The 15,106-nt window shown below is 48.7% G+C and carries 14 protein-coding genes and 1 pseudogene; 5 read left to right on the top strand and 10 right to left on the bottom strand.

Going from position 1 to position 15,106, the window contains the following annotated elements; genetic code table 11:
* Positions 1-338: pseudogene (locus B9A32_RS21055) on the bottom strand (IS4 family transposase); the annotation flags it as partial.
* A 416-nt stretch (positions 339-754) separates the two neighbouring features.
* Complete coding sequence (locus B9A32_RS05800) at positions 755-1,102, bottom strand: DUF3088 family protein (protein ID WP_084067428.1); 348 nt, start codon at positions 1,100-1,102, stop codon at positions 755-757.
* Between the two features lie 530 nt (positions 1,103-1,632).
* On the opposite strand from B9A32_RS05800, the gene B9A32_RS05790 reads away from it, so the two are divergent.
* Positions 1,633-2,856, top strand: coding sequence for an L-serine ammonia-lyase, iron-sulfur-dependent, subunit alpha (locus B9A32_RS05790; RefSeq protein ID WP_084067426.1), 1,224 nt, complete (start codon positions 1,633-1,635; stop codon positions 2,854-2,856).
* Between the two features lie 122 nt (positions 2,857-2,978).
* Here the strand turns inward: B9A32_RS05790 and queF are convergent, their stop codons facing one another.
* The 8 genes from queF to B9A32_RS05750 form a co-directional block, all read right to left on the bottom strand.
* A complete protein-coding gene (queF, locus tag B9A32_RS05785; RefSeq protein ID WP_084067425.1) occupies positions 2,979-3,824 on the bottom strand; it encodes an NADPH-dependent 7-cyano-7-deazaguanine reductase QueF in 846 nt (281 codons plus the stop codon).
* 473 nt (positions 3,825-4,297) lie between these two features.
* Positions 4,298-4,957 carry a 7-cyano-7-deazaguanine synthase QueC gene (queC, locus tag B9A32_RS05780; RefSeq protein ID WP_084067424.1) on the bottom strand — a complete coding sequence of 220 codons (660 nt, stop codon included), beginning with the start codon at positions 4,955-4,957 and terminating at the stop codon, positions 4,298-4,300.
* Position 4,958: 1 nt separating this feature from the next.
* Positions 4,959-5,588 (bottom strand): 7-carboxy-7-deazaguanine synthase QueE, encoded by a 630-nt coding sequence (locus B9A32_RS05775; RefSeq protein WP_232367059.1) that lies wholly within the window; start codon positions 5,586-5,588, stop codon positions 4,959-4,961.
* Between the two features lie 91 nt (positions 5,589-5,679).
* A complete protein-coding gene (locus B9A32_RS05770; protein ID WP_084067423.1) occupies positions 5,680-6,084 on the bottom strand; it encodes a 6-carboxytetrahydropterin synthase in 405 nt (134 codons plus the stop codon).
* Positions 6,085-6,248: 164 nt separating this feature from the next.
* A complete protein-coding gene (locus tag B9A32_RS22300) occupies positions 6,249-6,380 on the bottom strand; it encodes a hypothetical protein (RefSeq protein ID WP_269749001.1) in 132 nt (43 codons plus the stop codon).
* A gap of 47 nt (positions 6,381-6,427) precedes the next feature.
* Positions 6,428-7,003 carry a C-GCAxxG-C-C family protein gene (locus B9A32_RS05760; RefSeq protein WP_139795725.1) on the bottom strand — a complete coding sequence of 192 codons (576 nt, stop codon included), beginning with the start codon at positions 7,001-7,003 and terminating at the stop codon, positions 6,428-6,430.
* Positions 7,004-7,008: 5 nt separating this feature from the next.
* Positions 7,009-7,545 (bottom strand): rhodanese-like domain-containing protein, encoded by a 537-nt coding sequence (locus B9A32_RS05755; RefSeq protein WP_084067421.1) that lies wholly within the window; start codon positions 7,543-7,545, stop codon positions 7,009-7,011.
* 279 nt (positions 7,546-7,824) lie between these two features.
* Complete coding sequence (locus B9A32_RS05750; RefSeq protein ID WP_212637785.1) at positions 7,825-8,319, bottom strand: MauE/DoxX family redox-associated membrane protein; 495 nt, start codon at positions 8,317-8,319, stop codon at positions 7,825-7,827.
* Positions 8,320-8,704: 385 nt separating this feature from the next.
* Here B9A32_RS05750 and B9A32_RS05745 point away from each other — a divergent pair, with 385 nt between their 5' ends.
* The 4 genes from B9A32_RS05745 (at position 8,705) to B9A32_RS05730 (ending at position 15,073) form a co-directional block, all read left to right on the top strand.
* On the top strand, positions 8,705-9,115 hold the full coding sequence (locus B9A32_RS05745; RefSeq protein WP_212637776.1) for a MarR family winged helix-turn-helix transcriptional regulator: 411 nt from the start codon (positions 8,705-8,707) through the stop codon (positions 9,113-9,115).
* A gap of 208 nt (positions 9,116-9,323) precedes the next feature.
* A complete protein-coding gene (locus B9A32_RS05740; protein WP_139795724.1) occupies positions 9,324-10,523 on the top strand; it encodes an efflux RND transporter periplasmic adaptor subunit in 1,200 nt (399 codons plus the stop codon).
* Between the two features lie 11 nt (positions 10,524-10,534).
* A complete protein-coding gene (locus B9A32_RS05735; protein WP_084067418.1) occupies positions 10,535-13,672 on the top strand; it encodes an efflux RND transporter permease subunit in 3,138 nt (1,045 codons plus the stop codon).
* Complete coding sequence (locus B9A32_RS05730; RefSeq protein WP_084067417.1) at positions 13,673-15,073, top strand: efflux transporter outer membrane subunit; 1,401 nt, start codon at positions 13,673-13,675, stop codon at positions 15,071-15,073.
* Positions 15,074-15,106 lie beyond the last annotated feature (33 nt).

The following is a 15,106-nucleotide window of genomic DNA, read 5'->3' as shown; positions in this document are numbered from 1 at the left end:
CAAAGTTCCTCAAAGACATATTGAAGTTGTTCGAGTCCTCGATCATTAATGGCTTCACAAAAACTGCTGAGACTGATACCACCATCAGGCGCTATGTTATTTTTGGCAAAATCATCTTCTTTCATGCACTGGACAAGATCTCTTGCAGACTCATGCTCTTGAAGGTGATAGAATAATAAAGCATTGAGTTGGTCTTCAAACGTCATTTTCAATGGCCGATACCCCCTTGAATTAAGCGCAGGGGTAGTGAGCAGAATTTTTTGTAAAGGCAGCAGATATTGTATAAAGGATTCAGCATCAAATTTGATCTTTTGTTTTTTGCATTGGGCTATGGGCATTAACTTCTCCTTGTTATAAAATCAATTATAACAAGATAAGTGCCATGCTTAATTAGCTCTCATTTATTAATAAATCAAGTATTTTATATTGTTTTTTTTAACATGCAAGAACCTAACCGGACATCACTGAAAATTTTTGTGTTATAGATAGACTTTCATATAGAAAAGCTACATGATTTATCAAAATAAGAATGAAAGTTTTTTAAAACATTGCAAATAAAGGCTGGAAGCTTAAGTTTACACTTAATGGGGCACCTTAACCGTTCTAACCATTACCAGTATTAAAATTGTAAACTTTAGGGTGTAAAATATTTATTTTACACCCTTTTTTTATTTATCCTTAAAATCCATACTGTATTCTGCAATCACATTTAAGAATATCATTATGGAATATAAATTCTATCCCACCATGCACATCACGGATGGGGTCGAATACCGTCAAATGTTTTACCCAGAAAATCACAGATTCCCACTGGATCATCAATGAAATATCTGCCCGTGGAAAAACTTTTTTTTGCATTTTCTGGGGGCTCTAAATCCCGGCCAAGGACAAGAACCGGACATTCCTGGTTTTCCAATCCCAATTTTTCAACAACCTTTTGACGTGGCCTTTGAAAATCCACATAAACAATATCAATGGTCGCTTTCACCGCCATGGAATAAGCAAAAAAACCTTCCACAACACCGCAACCCGGACAATAATAAGGGCCTTGGCCATCGGAATCCATCCAGGGATTTAACATAAAAAGAATATTTTGTTCCATTTTTATTCTCCTGTTAACAGTTGAAATACACTTCAAATTTTTTTTATAACTGCCGCAGGCAGATCGTATCCGGCTCTGCCCACAACAAAGGTAGAAATATCCCACAGGTTTGCGGAGTGTTTCATATAACCGCCACGGGCGGACCGTATTCTGTCCTCGCTCCGCCCACAAAAAAGCTTGAAATACACCCCTGATTTGCGAAGTGTTGCATATAAAAAATAACGATATAATTTGTCGATATAATCCTCAAGAAGATTTTTCATCAAGTAAAAATGGCAAGATTACCCAACGCTGAACCTAAATAACTAAATTAATAAAATTCATATCCTGATAGTTTTAAACTTGACAGGAGAAATCATCATCTCTATAGTTGAGCTTTTCTTAAAAAGATAATATTTTTTAAATGGAAAACATTATTATTTGAACAAAAAATATCTGAATTCAGCATTGTTATAAAATACCCAAAATCAATTTAACCCAGGTGGCAGGCCCCTATTTTTCTGCTGCCACCATGCACCGGGAGCCGCCCCATGGAATCATTAAAAAAATTATACAGGATCGGTCTTGGTCCTTCCAGCAGCCACACCATGGCACCCAGCCGGGCGGCCAAAGAATTTTTAACCCGATATCCCCATGCTCATGGGTATCGGGTTACTCTGTTTTCCAGCCTGGCTGCCACAGGTAAAGGGCACCTCACTGACAAAGCTATTGAGGAGGCCATTGTGGACAAACCCCTTGAAATTGTGTGGAAAGAGGAAGCCTCATTGGAGCTGCATCCCAATGGCATGCGCTTTGAAGCGCTGGACAAAAACGGAAGTTGCCAGGGAATGAGCGAAGTATACAGCATCGGCGGTGGTGCATTGATGGAAAAAGACTTACCGGCCATTGCAAAGCCTGTCTATCCGCTGACCACAATGAAGGCGTTTTTGGATTATTTTCAAACTTCAGGACAATCGTTCTGGGAATATGTGACCGATCACGATGCACCGGATATCTGGGAACACCTGGAAACAGTATGGAATACCATGACCCGATCTTTGGAACGGGGCCTTAATAAAGACGGCAAACTGCCCGGCAGTCTCGGCCTGGCCCGTAAAGCAAGTGCACTGCACACCAGGGCTGGCATGCTCAGGCCTGATGTGCGTAATGACGGCCTGGTGGCAGCCTATGCCTATGCCGTGGCCGAAGAAAATGCAGACAAGGGTATCATTGTCACTGCTCCCACATGCGGGGCCTGTGGGGTTCTCCCCGCCGTGCTTTACCATTTATCCCTGACATTAAAATCCCGTAAAACAGCTATTTTAAAAGCATTGGCCACAGCCGGTCTTGTGGGCAACTTGGTGAAATTTAACGCCAGCATCTCCGGGGCCGAAGTGGGCTGCCAGGGGGAGATTGGCACGGCCTGCGCCATGGCTGCGGCCGCAGCCACTCAATTGCTGGGAGGAACCGTGGGGCAGATAGAATATGCCGCAGAAATGGCCCTGGAGCACCATCTGGGCCTGACCTGCGATCCTGTGGACGGCCTGGTGCAGATTCCCTGCATTGAAAGAAATGCCCATGCCGCCACCCGTGCCCTGAGCTGCTGCCATTTTGCCCTGTTATCCGACGGGGTCCACAAAATCAGCTTTGACCAGGTCACGGCAGTTATGAAAGAAACCGGACAGGCCCTACCCTCCCTTTACAGGGAAACCGCCGCAGGCGGCCTTGCCAAAGCTTACCGGGCAAACAATGGGTCTAACCGGAACAAAATTTAACATCATTCCCCCTGGATAAAGACTCAAAATCCCCATTAACGGGTATTGGGCTCAAAAAAATATCAAGCTGATTTTAAGGTTGAATCTCTTCAATCATAAGGGACTTAGACCTTATTGGTCATTCACTGCCGGGCAAGCCGGATATTTGAAAAAGGAATCTCATGGCTGGAGCGGCAGGGATTAATATCAAGACCGCCCCGCCGGGTAAATCTGGCCTGCACAGAAAGAAAATCCGGAGCACATTGATGTAAAATATCCATGAAAATAAGCTCAACGCAATTTTCATGGAATCCCTGGTGCTGCCGAAGGGAAATAATATACCGAAGCAATCCTTCGTGATCCATGGCATTGCCCTTATAATCAATCTTCACGGTTGCCCAGTCCGGCTGTCCGGTCACCGGGCAATTGGTCCTCAAAAGATTTGAAAAAAGCGTTTCTTCAACCCCGGCGGAATCGGTTTTCAAATATGACGGATCAAGCGTATACTGGTCAATGTCATCTTTAATCTCAATTAAATCAATGCATATTCCCCGGGGGGCTTTGATATCAAGCATGGCAAAATCCCGGGGCACAAAGATATTTACCGCCACATCCCCCACAGTTGCCCCGCTTAAATCCCTTATAATGGTTTCTTTAACTTTGTCCGTTGATTCAAAACGGGTAAAATTAAACGAATTGAGGTAAAGTTTAAGGGATTTAGACTCAATAATGTTTTCACCGGTACTGGAAAACATTATTTCACCCATGGCCACACAGGGTTTTCCCTTTTGATCCAGCCATGACAGTTCATAGGCATTCCAGATATCAACACCGAAAAAAGGAAGTTCTGTGTTAATCCCCAGGGTTTTTCTGGCATCTTTGCGTGCTACACAAAAAAGCTGGGAAGGATCGTAGGTTTCACTATGAGCGATCTGCCTGCCAAGGGGAATGCCGGAGGGGCTGTTTTCTTGTATGGGATCATTGATCATTTTTTATTTCTTTCTTTTTCATTGTTCGTTGTGACTGGTGGTTACAGCCATGTGGGGTTTTTATTAGAAACTCAACTTTCGGTGTTCGCATTTCGTGGTGGGGTCAGGCTTTCGTTATTGACATTATCGAGGCTTTTTTCGTTGGCAAAGGCCTTGGTCGATAACATCAATAACAAAATCCTGACCCCGTCGGCACACGGACCCCATCGGTACATTTAAAAATGCCGGCTTTGAAATGAAGCCCGAAAGTTGAGTTAGAAAATAAAACTTCTGGACAACCTCAGCAGAGCCCCCCCGAGGGGTAATAGGAACCGGCCAATCGAGCTGTCTACAGTTCCGGGCCGGGACCATTGCCTCTCGGGGGGGGGCGGCATAATACCGTCTTCAATATTCATTCTATGTAACCAAGGTCAAAAAAAATAAAGCCCGTCCGTCCACAGCGGTTATAAGGGCTGGAAAATCTGATGGACAACTCACACAAGATATCGTGTAACATCCAGCCCTTGTTCATGTCGCAGGGCATATTTTCTCTCATCACAGGCCCCGCAGGTACCGCAATGAATCCGACCACCCTTGTAACAGGTCCAGGTTCGCGAAAAATCAACTCCCAGACGTCTTCCTATATCTCCGATGTCCCTTTTATTAAGATGGGAAAACGGAAAACGAATATCAATTTTTCCGTCGGTGCCCACATTCACCGCATGGGCAAAGGCATTGTTAAATTCCGGGCGACAGTCCGGATAAATATGATGATCCCCGGAATGGGAGCCTAACAACACTTCTGAAGCCTCCACAGATTCAGCATACCCGGCGGCAATGGAAAGCATGATCCCGTTTCTAAACGGCACAACAGTACTCTTCATGTTTGATGCCATATAAGCACCATCCGGAACATCTTCGCCACTTGATAAAAGAGAGGATGAAAAAAGTTCATTGATAAAGGGCAGTGGGATAATTTCATGGTCAATCTTGAAGTGTTCGCACAATTCCCGGGCCATGGGAAGTTCCCGGCCATTGTGTTTTGAACCATAATCAAAGCTGATGGCCTCAACTGTTTTCCCCTGCTCCAGGGTATCAGCCAGAAGTACGGCAGAATCCATACCGCCGGACAAGACAATTATTGCATCAACCATGTTAAACTCCTTGCTGGTTGTTAAAAAACAATGTGTGAAGGCGCGGGGAAAAATTATAATGATTTTTTACACAAAAATCCCAGATCCTGGAAGAATGTTCAAGCTGTTCATGCCGCAGCGCCCCCATGGGCATGACCCACACTTTATTTGCAGGAATATGGTGTTCTTTTATAAAGGCATTCACCTTTGTAAAATCATCTTTCACAACAAATTTAAAACAGTGTGCAAGGCTTGTATTTTCAGGAATGAAATGCCAGGTATCGGCAAGATATTTGGGAGAACAGACCTTAAATCCCCTGGAATCCGACGGAATTAAAACTTTACCGCTGGTTTCATATTGAACGGTCAAGCCCTGTTCAATGAGATATTTTTCCAAAAAATTCAACCCGGCATTCCACTGTAGATAAGGCTCTCCCCCTGTGATCACACAAAGCTTGTTTTCCAATGCCACTATCCCGGCAGCCACCGTTTTGATGGATATCCATTCACCCGGTTCCCAGGCATGCCGTGTATCGCACCAGGGGCAAAGGGGGGGCAGGCATTTACTTAATCTTAAAAAAGAGGCAGGTCGTCCCAGAAAAGGACCTTCTCCCTGAATGGATGTAAATATTTCAGAAACTTCAATCATCATATCAGGCAAGGATTCTACCGGGGAAAAACGAAAATCAGGGCCAGGATCAGGGGGTAATGAATTTTGTGAGAAGTTCCCGCCACATTGGGGATCAGACATCAGAGGTCACCGTTGCCCATGAATCCGGGGTTTCATAAAGCACCACACGGGTCAGCGTCAGGTCCCTGGATTTAAGGCAGGGGGAGAGCGCCTTAAAAATATAAAGGGCCATGTTCTCCGCCGTGGTGGGTAAATCCTTATATTCATCAAGATCATTAAGGAAACTATGATCATAACGGTCAATAATGCGGGTTTCAACAATTCTTTTAAGATCTGTAAAGTTGAGGATCATCCCGGTGGGCTGGACCTTGCCGGAAATGGTGATTTTTAAACAATAGGTGTGTCCATGAACCTTGCTGCACTTGCCAAATATGTCATGGTTTTCCCGGTGGGTGAGATTTTTGAGGAACAGCCGATGGGCCGCATCAAATTTAAACTGTCTGGTAATTGTAAGCATAGCCACCTTTTACATGTTGCCCAGGCACCGACAACATGACTTAAATATCATTAGTGAGGGAGAATTTATAAGGCGGGGTTCCACTCGTCCGCCGAAAAAATGAGAAGTATACACCTTTTGAAAAAGGAATCAACTATTTTTTATCACATTCCACGAGCATTGAATCAAAAAACATACCATTTTTCGCAACTTTGAATGCAGAAAACGAATATAACTACCACGGGCAGACCGTATTCTGATCCGGCCCTGCCCACAACAAAGTTTGAAATCCCCCCCTGATCTGCGGAGTATTTCATATAAAAAACAATCTCAGCACACAGAATGGATGAAGGACAATAGATGATCAAAACCACCGGGACAGATACGCCATCATCCCCCCCAGACGACCATGTTTTTTTAATGTTACCGGGCTGTCAAAGGCCTGGAGCAATTCAGGGCGTTTATCCAGAATCAGCAGAGCCGCCATTTCCGTGGCATCTGCTGTTAAACCGGCGCACTGTTTAAAATGTGCTTTTTTATCATGCTTGACCTTCCTGGACAACACCCGGCAACAGGTGGCACCATTGGCAGCTTTAAAAGCATTATGAAGGGCAAGCCCGCTTTTTCGCATCTCCCGGCGATGGGAATAGGGGCGGCTGTTTCCAATGAACAGGCCGGCCCCCAGAACAGCGCCACTTAAGGCACCGCACAGGCAGCCGCTGTCACCCATGGCCACACAAAACGGTGCAGCCATGGCAACGGCCTGCTCTTCGGTTAATCCCCCGTTCAACCCCTTGTTCAAGGCCACAAGCACCGCTTCCGAGCATAAAAGCTGCCGGGTCTCATAGAGATTTCTGGCATACTCCTTCAGGGAAACAACAAGATGGGCCGCAGCGGGATTGCAGTTATCTTCCATGGAGTTGAGTATCAAAGGGGTCATGGCGATTATTTCATGCCTTCCACAGAAAAACCGGCACCCTTCCAGGCAAAAATGCCTCCGGTGTACCGATATACATGCTTATAGCCCAGTTTTGAGGCCCAGGCTGCACCGTTGTGGCTTCGGGTACATTTAACAAAACCGCAATAAATCACAAGAATTTTATCTTTATTTTTTCCCAAAAGATTAACATAATCAGCCTGGGATTTTCCATCTGTTTCTTTGCTGTCCCATTGATCCATATCCGGAATGGGAAACAAAAACTGAACCGCTCCCGGCACATGATTCTTTTTGTAACTGGCTTCATAGGGCATGGTATCCACGATGAGCATGTCCTTACCTTCATCCATCCACTTTTTAAGCTCTTCCGTTGTCACCACATCATAATTGCCCCGCTGGATTTCACGTACCAATTTCACAGCCCCGGCTTCTTTTTCCAGTTCTTTTTCAAATTTATTACCAAACAAGGCAAATGCAGGGGTGGAAACACCCACCACAAGACATGTCAATACCATCCACTTAAAAACCTGTTTCACAAGCTTCATTTTTTCTCCTGTTAATATTCAAAATCATTTTTTATATGAAAAGGCAGCCTCCAAGGCAACCTCAGCAGAGCCGCCCCCCCGATGGGTAATAGGAACCGGACAATTGAGCTGTCTACAGTTCCGGTCCGGGACCATTGCCCATCGGGGGGCGGCGGTATAATACCATTTGGCTCCGCGTCTACGACCCTATATTCGTTGTGTCCCACAGTACATGCCCGTTATATGAAATACTCCGCAAATCCGGGGAGTATTTCAACTTTTGTTGTGGGCGAAACGGGATCAGAATACGGTCCGCCCGTGGCGGTTATATAAAATACTCCGCAAATCTGTCACAAAATCACGCAAAAATCGGGGGGCAATACCTTGATACCTGCGCCAGATGTAAATAAATAAAATATCCAGCAACATGAAAACATCCCGTATAAATGCCTGTCTCAATCCATGAAAGGCTCGGGACTCAGGGTCTTCAGGCCCAAAACATCCACAATCCACATCCAGTCCCATGTGAATACCATAGCCAAGAATTATCATAAAAAAGATGGTTAATCCGCAGATGACAGCAAGACTTCCCCTGATGTCAAAAACAATAAAAAGCCCTGCCACCACCTCAATAAGGGGCAGCAACACCGCCGCAGGAAAAATCAATCCTTCCGGCACAATGCCGTAGGCCTCAATTAAAACGGCAAAAACCCGGGGGTCCATGAGCTTAGTAATTCCGGCATAAATAAAAATAATGCCCAGTGCCCACCTGCTCCATTTATATATCTGATTCATGATTTTCATTTTCAAAGGAGTTACCACAGATACCCATCACGATCCAATTGATAATTATAATGTGCATTCAGACTCAAAATCGATATGCTCTATCATAGATGCATCTCAACACAGCATCGGGTTCAATGTCCTGGTCCGCTTATATTTTTCAAATAAATCCATGGTTAATTTCTCACCCCCCCACACACAACCCATTGTTTAAAATAGAAAAAACTAACAAAAGCATAGTTAAGCCTCATCTTAAAGCTCCTAAAAACAAAATAATGATATTGACCGGTCATTAATTTGTTGCTATAGCAACGTTGCTATGACAACAAAAAACATACAACTCAAAAATTTTGAACTTTTCGACAACCCTGCTTTTCCAAATCGAGATGCCAAAGGAATGATTATTCATTTGATGGATCTTGAAATCGGTGCAGCAATCAGGCGGCGGTTTGAAGCTGCGGGAGCTGCCATTACCCCGGAAAACTTTATGGTATTGGGCGTACTTGCGGCAAAAAATGGAACCCATCAAAGTCAGCTTGCAAGACTCACCCACAAAAACCGCCACAACATGACCCGCATCATCGCATCCCTTGAACAAAAGGGCTATGTCCAGCGACGCTCCGATGAGGGGGATAAAAGGCGGTTGCTTGTGTTTCTCACCGACGCGGGGCGTGCGGTTCTGGAAGAGTATGCCCCCATTGTGGCTGAATTTTCCGCCCTGCTGTTCAACGGATTATCCGAGGAGGAACTTAAGGTGATGCAGCAAGCCCACCTTCGAATCCTGTCAAATTTGGGGTTCAAGTTTTAATAAACCCAGAAACCACAATTGAATTCACACTGAATAGAATTGGCCTCCGGTGCCATTGCCGGGGGCCAATTTTTTTGAGATACGGGCTGTTTGCCCACAATACGAACCCAAGTGCCCATCAGGCGTGGCCATAAGCGGTTCATCATTTACACCCCCGGTTTTATCAGGGGTGTGCATCATAAATTGCTTAAATATTTGGAGAACAATTATGAGGATTGGAATAATAAAATCCCCGTTTTATCATTTACATCTCCCCTCAGGTGTCAAGGGACTGTTTGCTCCCATGATCCTGGGTTTTGTTTTGATTACCTCTTCTGCCATGGCGCAGGAGCCGGGAAAAGCGGGAGGTGGGGCTTTCAAAGCCCCGGTTTCAACCATAACATTGAAAAAACAAGCCATTCAATATACCCAAACCGTTCCCGGGCGGGTCAACGCCTTTAAAGTGGCAGAAGTCAGACCCCAGGTCACAGGAATTGTGCTTGAGCGCTTTTTTGAAGAAGGCGGAATGGTAAAAAAGGGGCAGCCCCTTTACCAGATTGACCCGTCAACCTACCAGGCTGTGTATGATTCCGTCCGGGCCGATCTTCTCAAGGCCCGGGCTCAGTTAAAGGCGACCCGGGCCCGTGAAAAAAGGTATGGCAGACTGGTGAAAGACAAAGCGGTGAGCCGCCAGGAATACGATGATGCCCATGCCGCGCTCCTCCAGGCCCGGGCCGCCGTGGCCGTGGCCAATGCCTCGGTTGCCCGGGCAAAAATCAACCTGGATTATACCAGAGTCTATGCGCCCATCACGGGGCGTATCGGCAAATCAACGGTTACTGAAGGGGCTCTTGTAACGGCCAATCAGGCCAAAATGATGGCTGAAATTACCCAGCTTGACCCCATTTATGTGGACATGCAGCAGGCCAGAAAAAAATTATTTGAACTCAAGAAAAAAAGCAGCCACACCGACAAGGTCATGGTCAGGCTCGATTACGGGGACAACCAGGGGCTTTACGGCCACACAGGAGAACTTAAATTTTCAGAGGTCACCGTGGATCCCACCACCTCTTCCGTGGTGCTGAGGGCGCTGTTTCCCAACCCCACGGAAGAGCTGTATCCCGGTTTTTTTGTGAGTGCTACGCTTTTTCTGGATAAAGCCCAGGTACTTTTAATTCCCCAGCAGGCGGCTATTTTGCAGCCCAGCGGGAAAATGGTGGCCTGGGTGGTGGACAAGGAGAACAAGGTCCGCCCCAAGCCCATTGAAGTGGAGGGGTCTTACGGGAACAGCTGGATTGTGAGCACAGGCCTCAACGAGAACGACACCATTGTCACCGAGGGATTTCAAAGACTTGGCCCCGGCGTTGAAGTGGAAGCATCTCCGGCAACCCTGGCCCTTGCCCATGGGTTTTACAGCACCATGCAATAAGGAAGCATATCATGTCACGTTTTTTTCTTGATCGCCCGGTGTTTGGCTGGGTAATCGCATTACTCATAATGCTGGCGGGGATACTGTCCATCCCCCAGATGCCGGTGGAACAATATCCGACCCTGGCACCGCCCCAGATTTCCGTAAGCACGTTTTACCCCGGGGCGTCTGCGGATACGGTTCAAAACTCGGTCACCCAGGTCATCGAACAGCAGCTGACCGGCATCGATAACATGCGGTATTTCAGCTCGTCCTCCGATGCCACCGGTAAAGTGGAGATCATTGTCACCCTGGAGCCGGGCACCGATCCGGACATTGCCCAGGTCCAGGTGCAAAACAAGGTACAGACCGCCATGCCGCTGTTACCGGCGGCCGTCCAGGCCCAGGGAGTGGTGGTGGAAAAAGCCTCAACCTCCTATCTGTTTGTGACCAGTTTCCATTCCACCAACCCGGAGATCGGCCAGACCTATCTGGCAGACCTGGTGGCTTCCCGCATCCAGGACCCCATCTCAAGGGTGAAGGGTGTCGGTTCTGTAAGCACCTTCGGCTCTCCCTATGCCATGCGGGTGTGGCTGAACCCGGAAAAGCTGTTTGCCTACAATCTCTCCACCAATGAGGTACTGCAAGCCATCTCCGAGCAGAACATCGATGTTTCCGCCGGACAGTTCGGGGCCCTGCCCGCCGTCCGGGGCCAGCAGATCAACGCCACCATCCTGGCGCAATCCCGGCTGAAAAATACGGACCAGTTCCGGGAGATCATTCTTAGGGTCAATGAGGACGGATCCCAGGTACGCCTCAAGGATGTGGCCGACATCTCCCTGGGCCAGGAAACCTATGGAACCGTCGTAGAGCGCAACCAAACGCCCGCCGCAGCCTTTGGCGTGAGCCTTGCCACCGGCGCCAACGCCCTGGATACGGCCAAGCGTGTGAAGGATAAGCTTGCGGAGCTGTCACAGTACCTGCCGGACGGCGTGGGTTACTCCTTTCCCTATGACACCACGCCCTTTGTGGAAATATCCATTGAATCGGTGGTCCATACCCTGTTTGAGGCCATTATCCTGGTCTTTTTTGTGATGCTTCTGTTTCTACAGAATTTCAGGGCAACCTTGATTCCCACCCTGGCGGTTCCGGTGGTCCTGCTGGGCACCTTTGCGACCCTGCATCTTTTTGGATTTACCATCAACACATTGACCATGTTTGCCATGGTTCTGGCCATTGGCCTTTTGGTGGACGACGCCATTGTTGTTGTGGAAAACGTGGAACGTGTGATGGCCGAAGAAGGCCTGTCGCCCATGGACGCGACCCGCAAATCCATGGACCAGATCACCGGCGCCCTCATCGGCATCGGCATGGTACTGTCCGCCGTGTTTATTCCCATGGCGTTCTTTTCCGGATCCGCCGGTGCCATTTACCGCCAGTTCTCGCTGACCATCGTGTCCGCCATGACTTTTTCGGTGATTGTGGCCCTGATTCTGACCCCGGTGCTGTGCGCCACCATTCTCAAACCGGTGGCCCCGGGCCACCAGGAGAAAAGGACCGGCTTTTTCGGGTGGTTCAACCGGATATTCGACCAGGCCCGAAACGTCAGTCACAGCGCGTCAGGCCGAATCACGCGCAACTGGAAGCGCTCCATTGCCGTCTATCTGATGATTTTTGTGGGGTTGGGCTATTTGTTCGTTCGTATTCCCACGGGCTTCCTGCCGGATGAAGACCAGGGCGTGCTCATTGTTCAAGTCTCCACCCCCGCTGCCTCCACTGCGGCCAGGACCGCCTCGGCCCTTGAGAAGTATACCGATTACCTGGACGGCAATCTGGCAGATCAGTTCCGGGAGTACATGACCGTTGTGGGCTTCAGCTTCGCCGGTTACGGTCAGAACACCGCAGTTTCCTTTGTCAACCTCAAGGACTGGGAGAACCGGGACGAGTCGGTGATGTCCATTGCCGGGAAGATCAACCGGGCCATGTCCCGGGTCAAGGACGCCATGATTTTTGCTTTTTATCCGCCGCCCATCATTGACCTTGGAACGGCCTCCGGGTTTGACCTCCAGCTCATCGATTATGTGGGCGCGGGCCATGAAAAACTCATGGATGCCCGCAACCGGCTGCTGGGCAAGGCCCGCCAGAACCCTAAGCTGGTGGGGGTTCGAGCCAACGGGCTGAATGACGTGCCCCAGTACAAAATCGAAATCGACATGGAAAAGGCCCGGGCCCTGGGGCTCTCCATCAAGGAGATCAACGCCACCCTCCAGACCGCGTGGGGGTCCGCCTATGTCAATGACTTCATGGACAACGGACGTGTAAAAAAGGTCTATGTCCAGGGCCAGGCCAGGGATCGGATGCAGCCCGGTGACATCGAAAAATGGTATGTAAAAAACGGCAGCGGGAAAATGGTGCCCTTTACCTCCTTTTCCACAGGCCACTGGACCTATGGGTCTCCCCGGCTGGAACGTTTCAACGGATACGCTTCCATCAACATCCAGGGGGGAAATGCCTCCGGTGTCAGTACGGGAGAAGCCATGGCTATAATGGAAAAACTGGCAGAAGAACTCCCCGAAGGCATCGGCTACGCCTGGTCAACCACCTCCTATGAAGAGAAGTTGTCCGGCTCCCAGGGCCCTGCCCTGTATGCCATATCCATTATCATTGTGTTCCTGAGCCTGGCCGCTCTGTATGAAAGCTGGGCCATCCCCTTTTCCGTGCTGCTGGCGTTGCCCCTGGGGATTGTGGGATCGGTGATCGCCACCCTGGCCTTTGGTATGAGCAATGATGTCTACTTCCAGGTGGCCCTGCTCACCACCGTGGGGCTGTGCGCAAAGAACGCCATTTTGATCGTGGAGTTTGCCAAAGAGCTTTATGAATCGGGAACCCCCCTGGTTGAGGCGGCGCTGACCTCATTCAAGCTGCGGTTTCGACCCATAATCATGACCTCCATGGCCTTTGTGCTCGGGGTGTTGCCCCTTGCAAAATCCACCGGTGCCGGTGCCGCCAGTCAGAATGCCATAGGTCTTGCCATCATCGGCGGGATGATCGGGGCGACCTTTCTGGCCATCTACTTTGTGCCTCTGTTTTTTGTTCTCATCGAGCGCATCTCATCCCTGAAAATCAAAAACAAAAAAGCGCTGGAACCCGGCTACAATGAGGTGAAATAAATGAAAATAATTGCATGTTTGGTCGTGGCAGGTGCCCTGATGATCTCAGGGTGTTCCTTTGGCCCGGCATATCATCGCCCGGAAAATGTGACCGCCTCGGACTGGTCGTCGATTCAAGGTGAGGCAACCTCGGATAAAATGAAAACCGATCAAGGACTTACCACCGATATTCCATGGAAAACGTTTTTCCAGTCCCAGGATTTGCAAACGGTGATTCAAACGACCCTTACCAACAATCGGGACTTGAAAAGTGCGGTGCTCAGTGTTCAGAAAACCCAGGCCCTCTACAACATTGAACACTCCAAGCTGCAGCCGGAACTCAATGCCGCCGGCACCGGGGACTATCAGAGCGATTTTCACGGCAACACCGGTGAAAAGTATCGGGCCAGCCTTGCCATGCCGTACTATGAAATCGATTTTTTCGGTCGCATCAAAAGCCTGGGCCACGTCGCCTTGAACAAGTATCTGGCCACCGATGAAGCCCGGAAAAGCATCACCATCTCATTGATCGCCCAGGCAGCCAATGCCTGCCTTCAACTGACAAGTGACCTGCAAACCCTTAAAATGTCAAAAAATTCCCTGGAAACGCGTCGGCAGACATACGAGTTGGTGAACAAAAGCTACCAAAACGGCGTGGCCACCAAACAGGATCTGTCCCAGGCCCGCATTGCCCTGGAGTCTGCCCGGGTGAATACGATCCTGTTTACACGCCTGGTGCAATTGGATAAAAACGCCCTGGTGGCCATTATGGGAACCAAGGGGCTCTCTGGAATTCCCATGTCAACAGAGCTTGATAGGGCCGCAGTCATGGAGGAGATCCCAGTGGGGCTCTCATCAGAGGTGCTCCTCAAACGCCCGGATATCCTTGGGGCCGAGTATTCACTAAAAGCGGCCGGAGCCAATATTGGTGCGGCACGGGCCGCCCTTTATCCCCGTATTGCGCTCACCGGTAATCTTGGCTACTCAAGCTCCGATCTTGGAAACTTGTTTTCCTCCTCTGATAATGCGGGATGGGGGCTCGGGCCATCCATCTCTGTCCCCATTTTCAATGGTAAACGAAACAAAACCCTGGTAAAGGCAGCAGAAATTGACCAGAAAATTGCCGTGGTTCAATATGAAAAAACCCTGCAATCGGCGTTTAAAGAAGTGGCAGATGCCCTGGCCTTCAAAGAGACCCTGGGAAAGCAGCTTAAAGCTCAACACATGCTGGTTCGGGCAAGTCAAAATGCCTGCGATCTCTCCATGAAAAGGTACAACGAAGGCATTGACTCCTTTTTAAACGTGCTGGATGCCCAGCGGTCGTTGTTTGCTTCCCAAATCGCCGAAATTGACCTGCAGCGCCAGGAGCTGGCCAACAGGGTCAGCCTGTACAAAGTGCTTGGAGGGGGGCTTGCCCACTAAGCGCATCCCCCTTCAGAACCGGGTCAAAATACG

Origin of the sequence: Desulfocicer vacuolatum DSM 3385 (assembly GCF_900176365.1) — a bacterium.
GTDB classification, from domain to species: domain Bacteria; phylum Desulfobacterota; class Desulfobacteria; order Desulfobacterales; family Desulfobacteraceae; genus Desulfocicer; species Desulfocicer vacuolatum.
Note: the sequence above shows the minus strand (reverse complement) of the source record. Positions and strands in the feature narration are given on the sequence as shown.

Bases quoted from the DNA above. Each gene is read 5' to 3' on its own strand.
- queF (WP_084067425.1), bottom strand. From the start codon at position 3,824: ATGATCAATGATCCCATACAAGAAAACAGCCCCTCCGGCATTCCCCTT.
- B9A32_RS05770 (WP_084067423.1), bottom strand. From the start codon at position 6,084: ATGCTTACAATTACCAGACAGTTTAAATTTGATGCGGCCCATCGGCTG.
- B9A32_RS05755 (WP_084067421.1), bottom strand. From the start codon at position 7,545: ATGAAGCTTGTGAAACAGGTTTTTAAGTGGATGGTATTGACATGTCTT.
- B9A32_RS05775 (WP_232367059.1), bottom strand. From the start codon at position 5,588: ATGATGATTGAAGTTTCTGAAATATTTACATCCATTCAGGGAGAAGGT.
- B9A32_RS05735 (WP_084067418.1), top strand. From the start codon at position 10,535: ATGTCACGTTTTTTTCTTGATCGCCCGGTGTTTGGCTGGGTAATCGCA.
- B9A32_RS22300 (WP_269749001.1), bottom strand. From the start codon at position 6,380: ATGAAATACTCCGCAGATCAGGGGGGGATTTCAAACTTTGTTGTGGGC.
- B9A32_RS05790 (WP_084067426.1), top strand. From the start codon at position 1,633: ATGGAATCATTAAAAAAATTATACAGGATCGGTCTTGGTCCTTCCAGC.
- B9A32_RS05800 (WP_084067428.1), bottom strand. From the start codon at position 1,102: ATGGAACAAAATATTCTTTTTATGTTAAATCCCTGGATGGATTCCGAT.
- B9A32_RS05745 (WP_212637776.1), top strand. From the start codon at position 8,705: ATGATTATTCATTTGATGGATCTTGAAATCGGTGCAGCAATCAGGCGG.
- B9A32_RS05740 (WP_139795724.1), top strand. From the start codon at position 9,324: ATGAGGATTGGAATAATAAAATCCCCGTTTTATCATTTACATCTCCCC.
- B9A32_RS05760 (WP_139795725.1), bottom strand. From the start codon at position 7,003: ATGACCCCTTTGATACTCAACTCCATGGAAGATAACTGCAATCCCGCT.
- B9A32_RS05750 (WP_212637785.1), bottom strand. From the start codon at position 8,319: ATGAATCAGATATATAAATGGAGCAGGTGGGCACTGGGCATTATTTTT.
- queC (WP_084067424.1), bottom strand. From the start codon at position 4,957: ATGGTTGATGCAATAATTGTCTTGTCCGGCGGTATGGATTCTGCCGTA.
- B9A32_RS05730 (WP_084067417.1), top strand. From the start codon at position 13,673: ATGAAAATAATTGCATGTTTGGTCGTGGCAGGTGCCCTGATGATCTCA.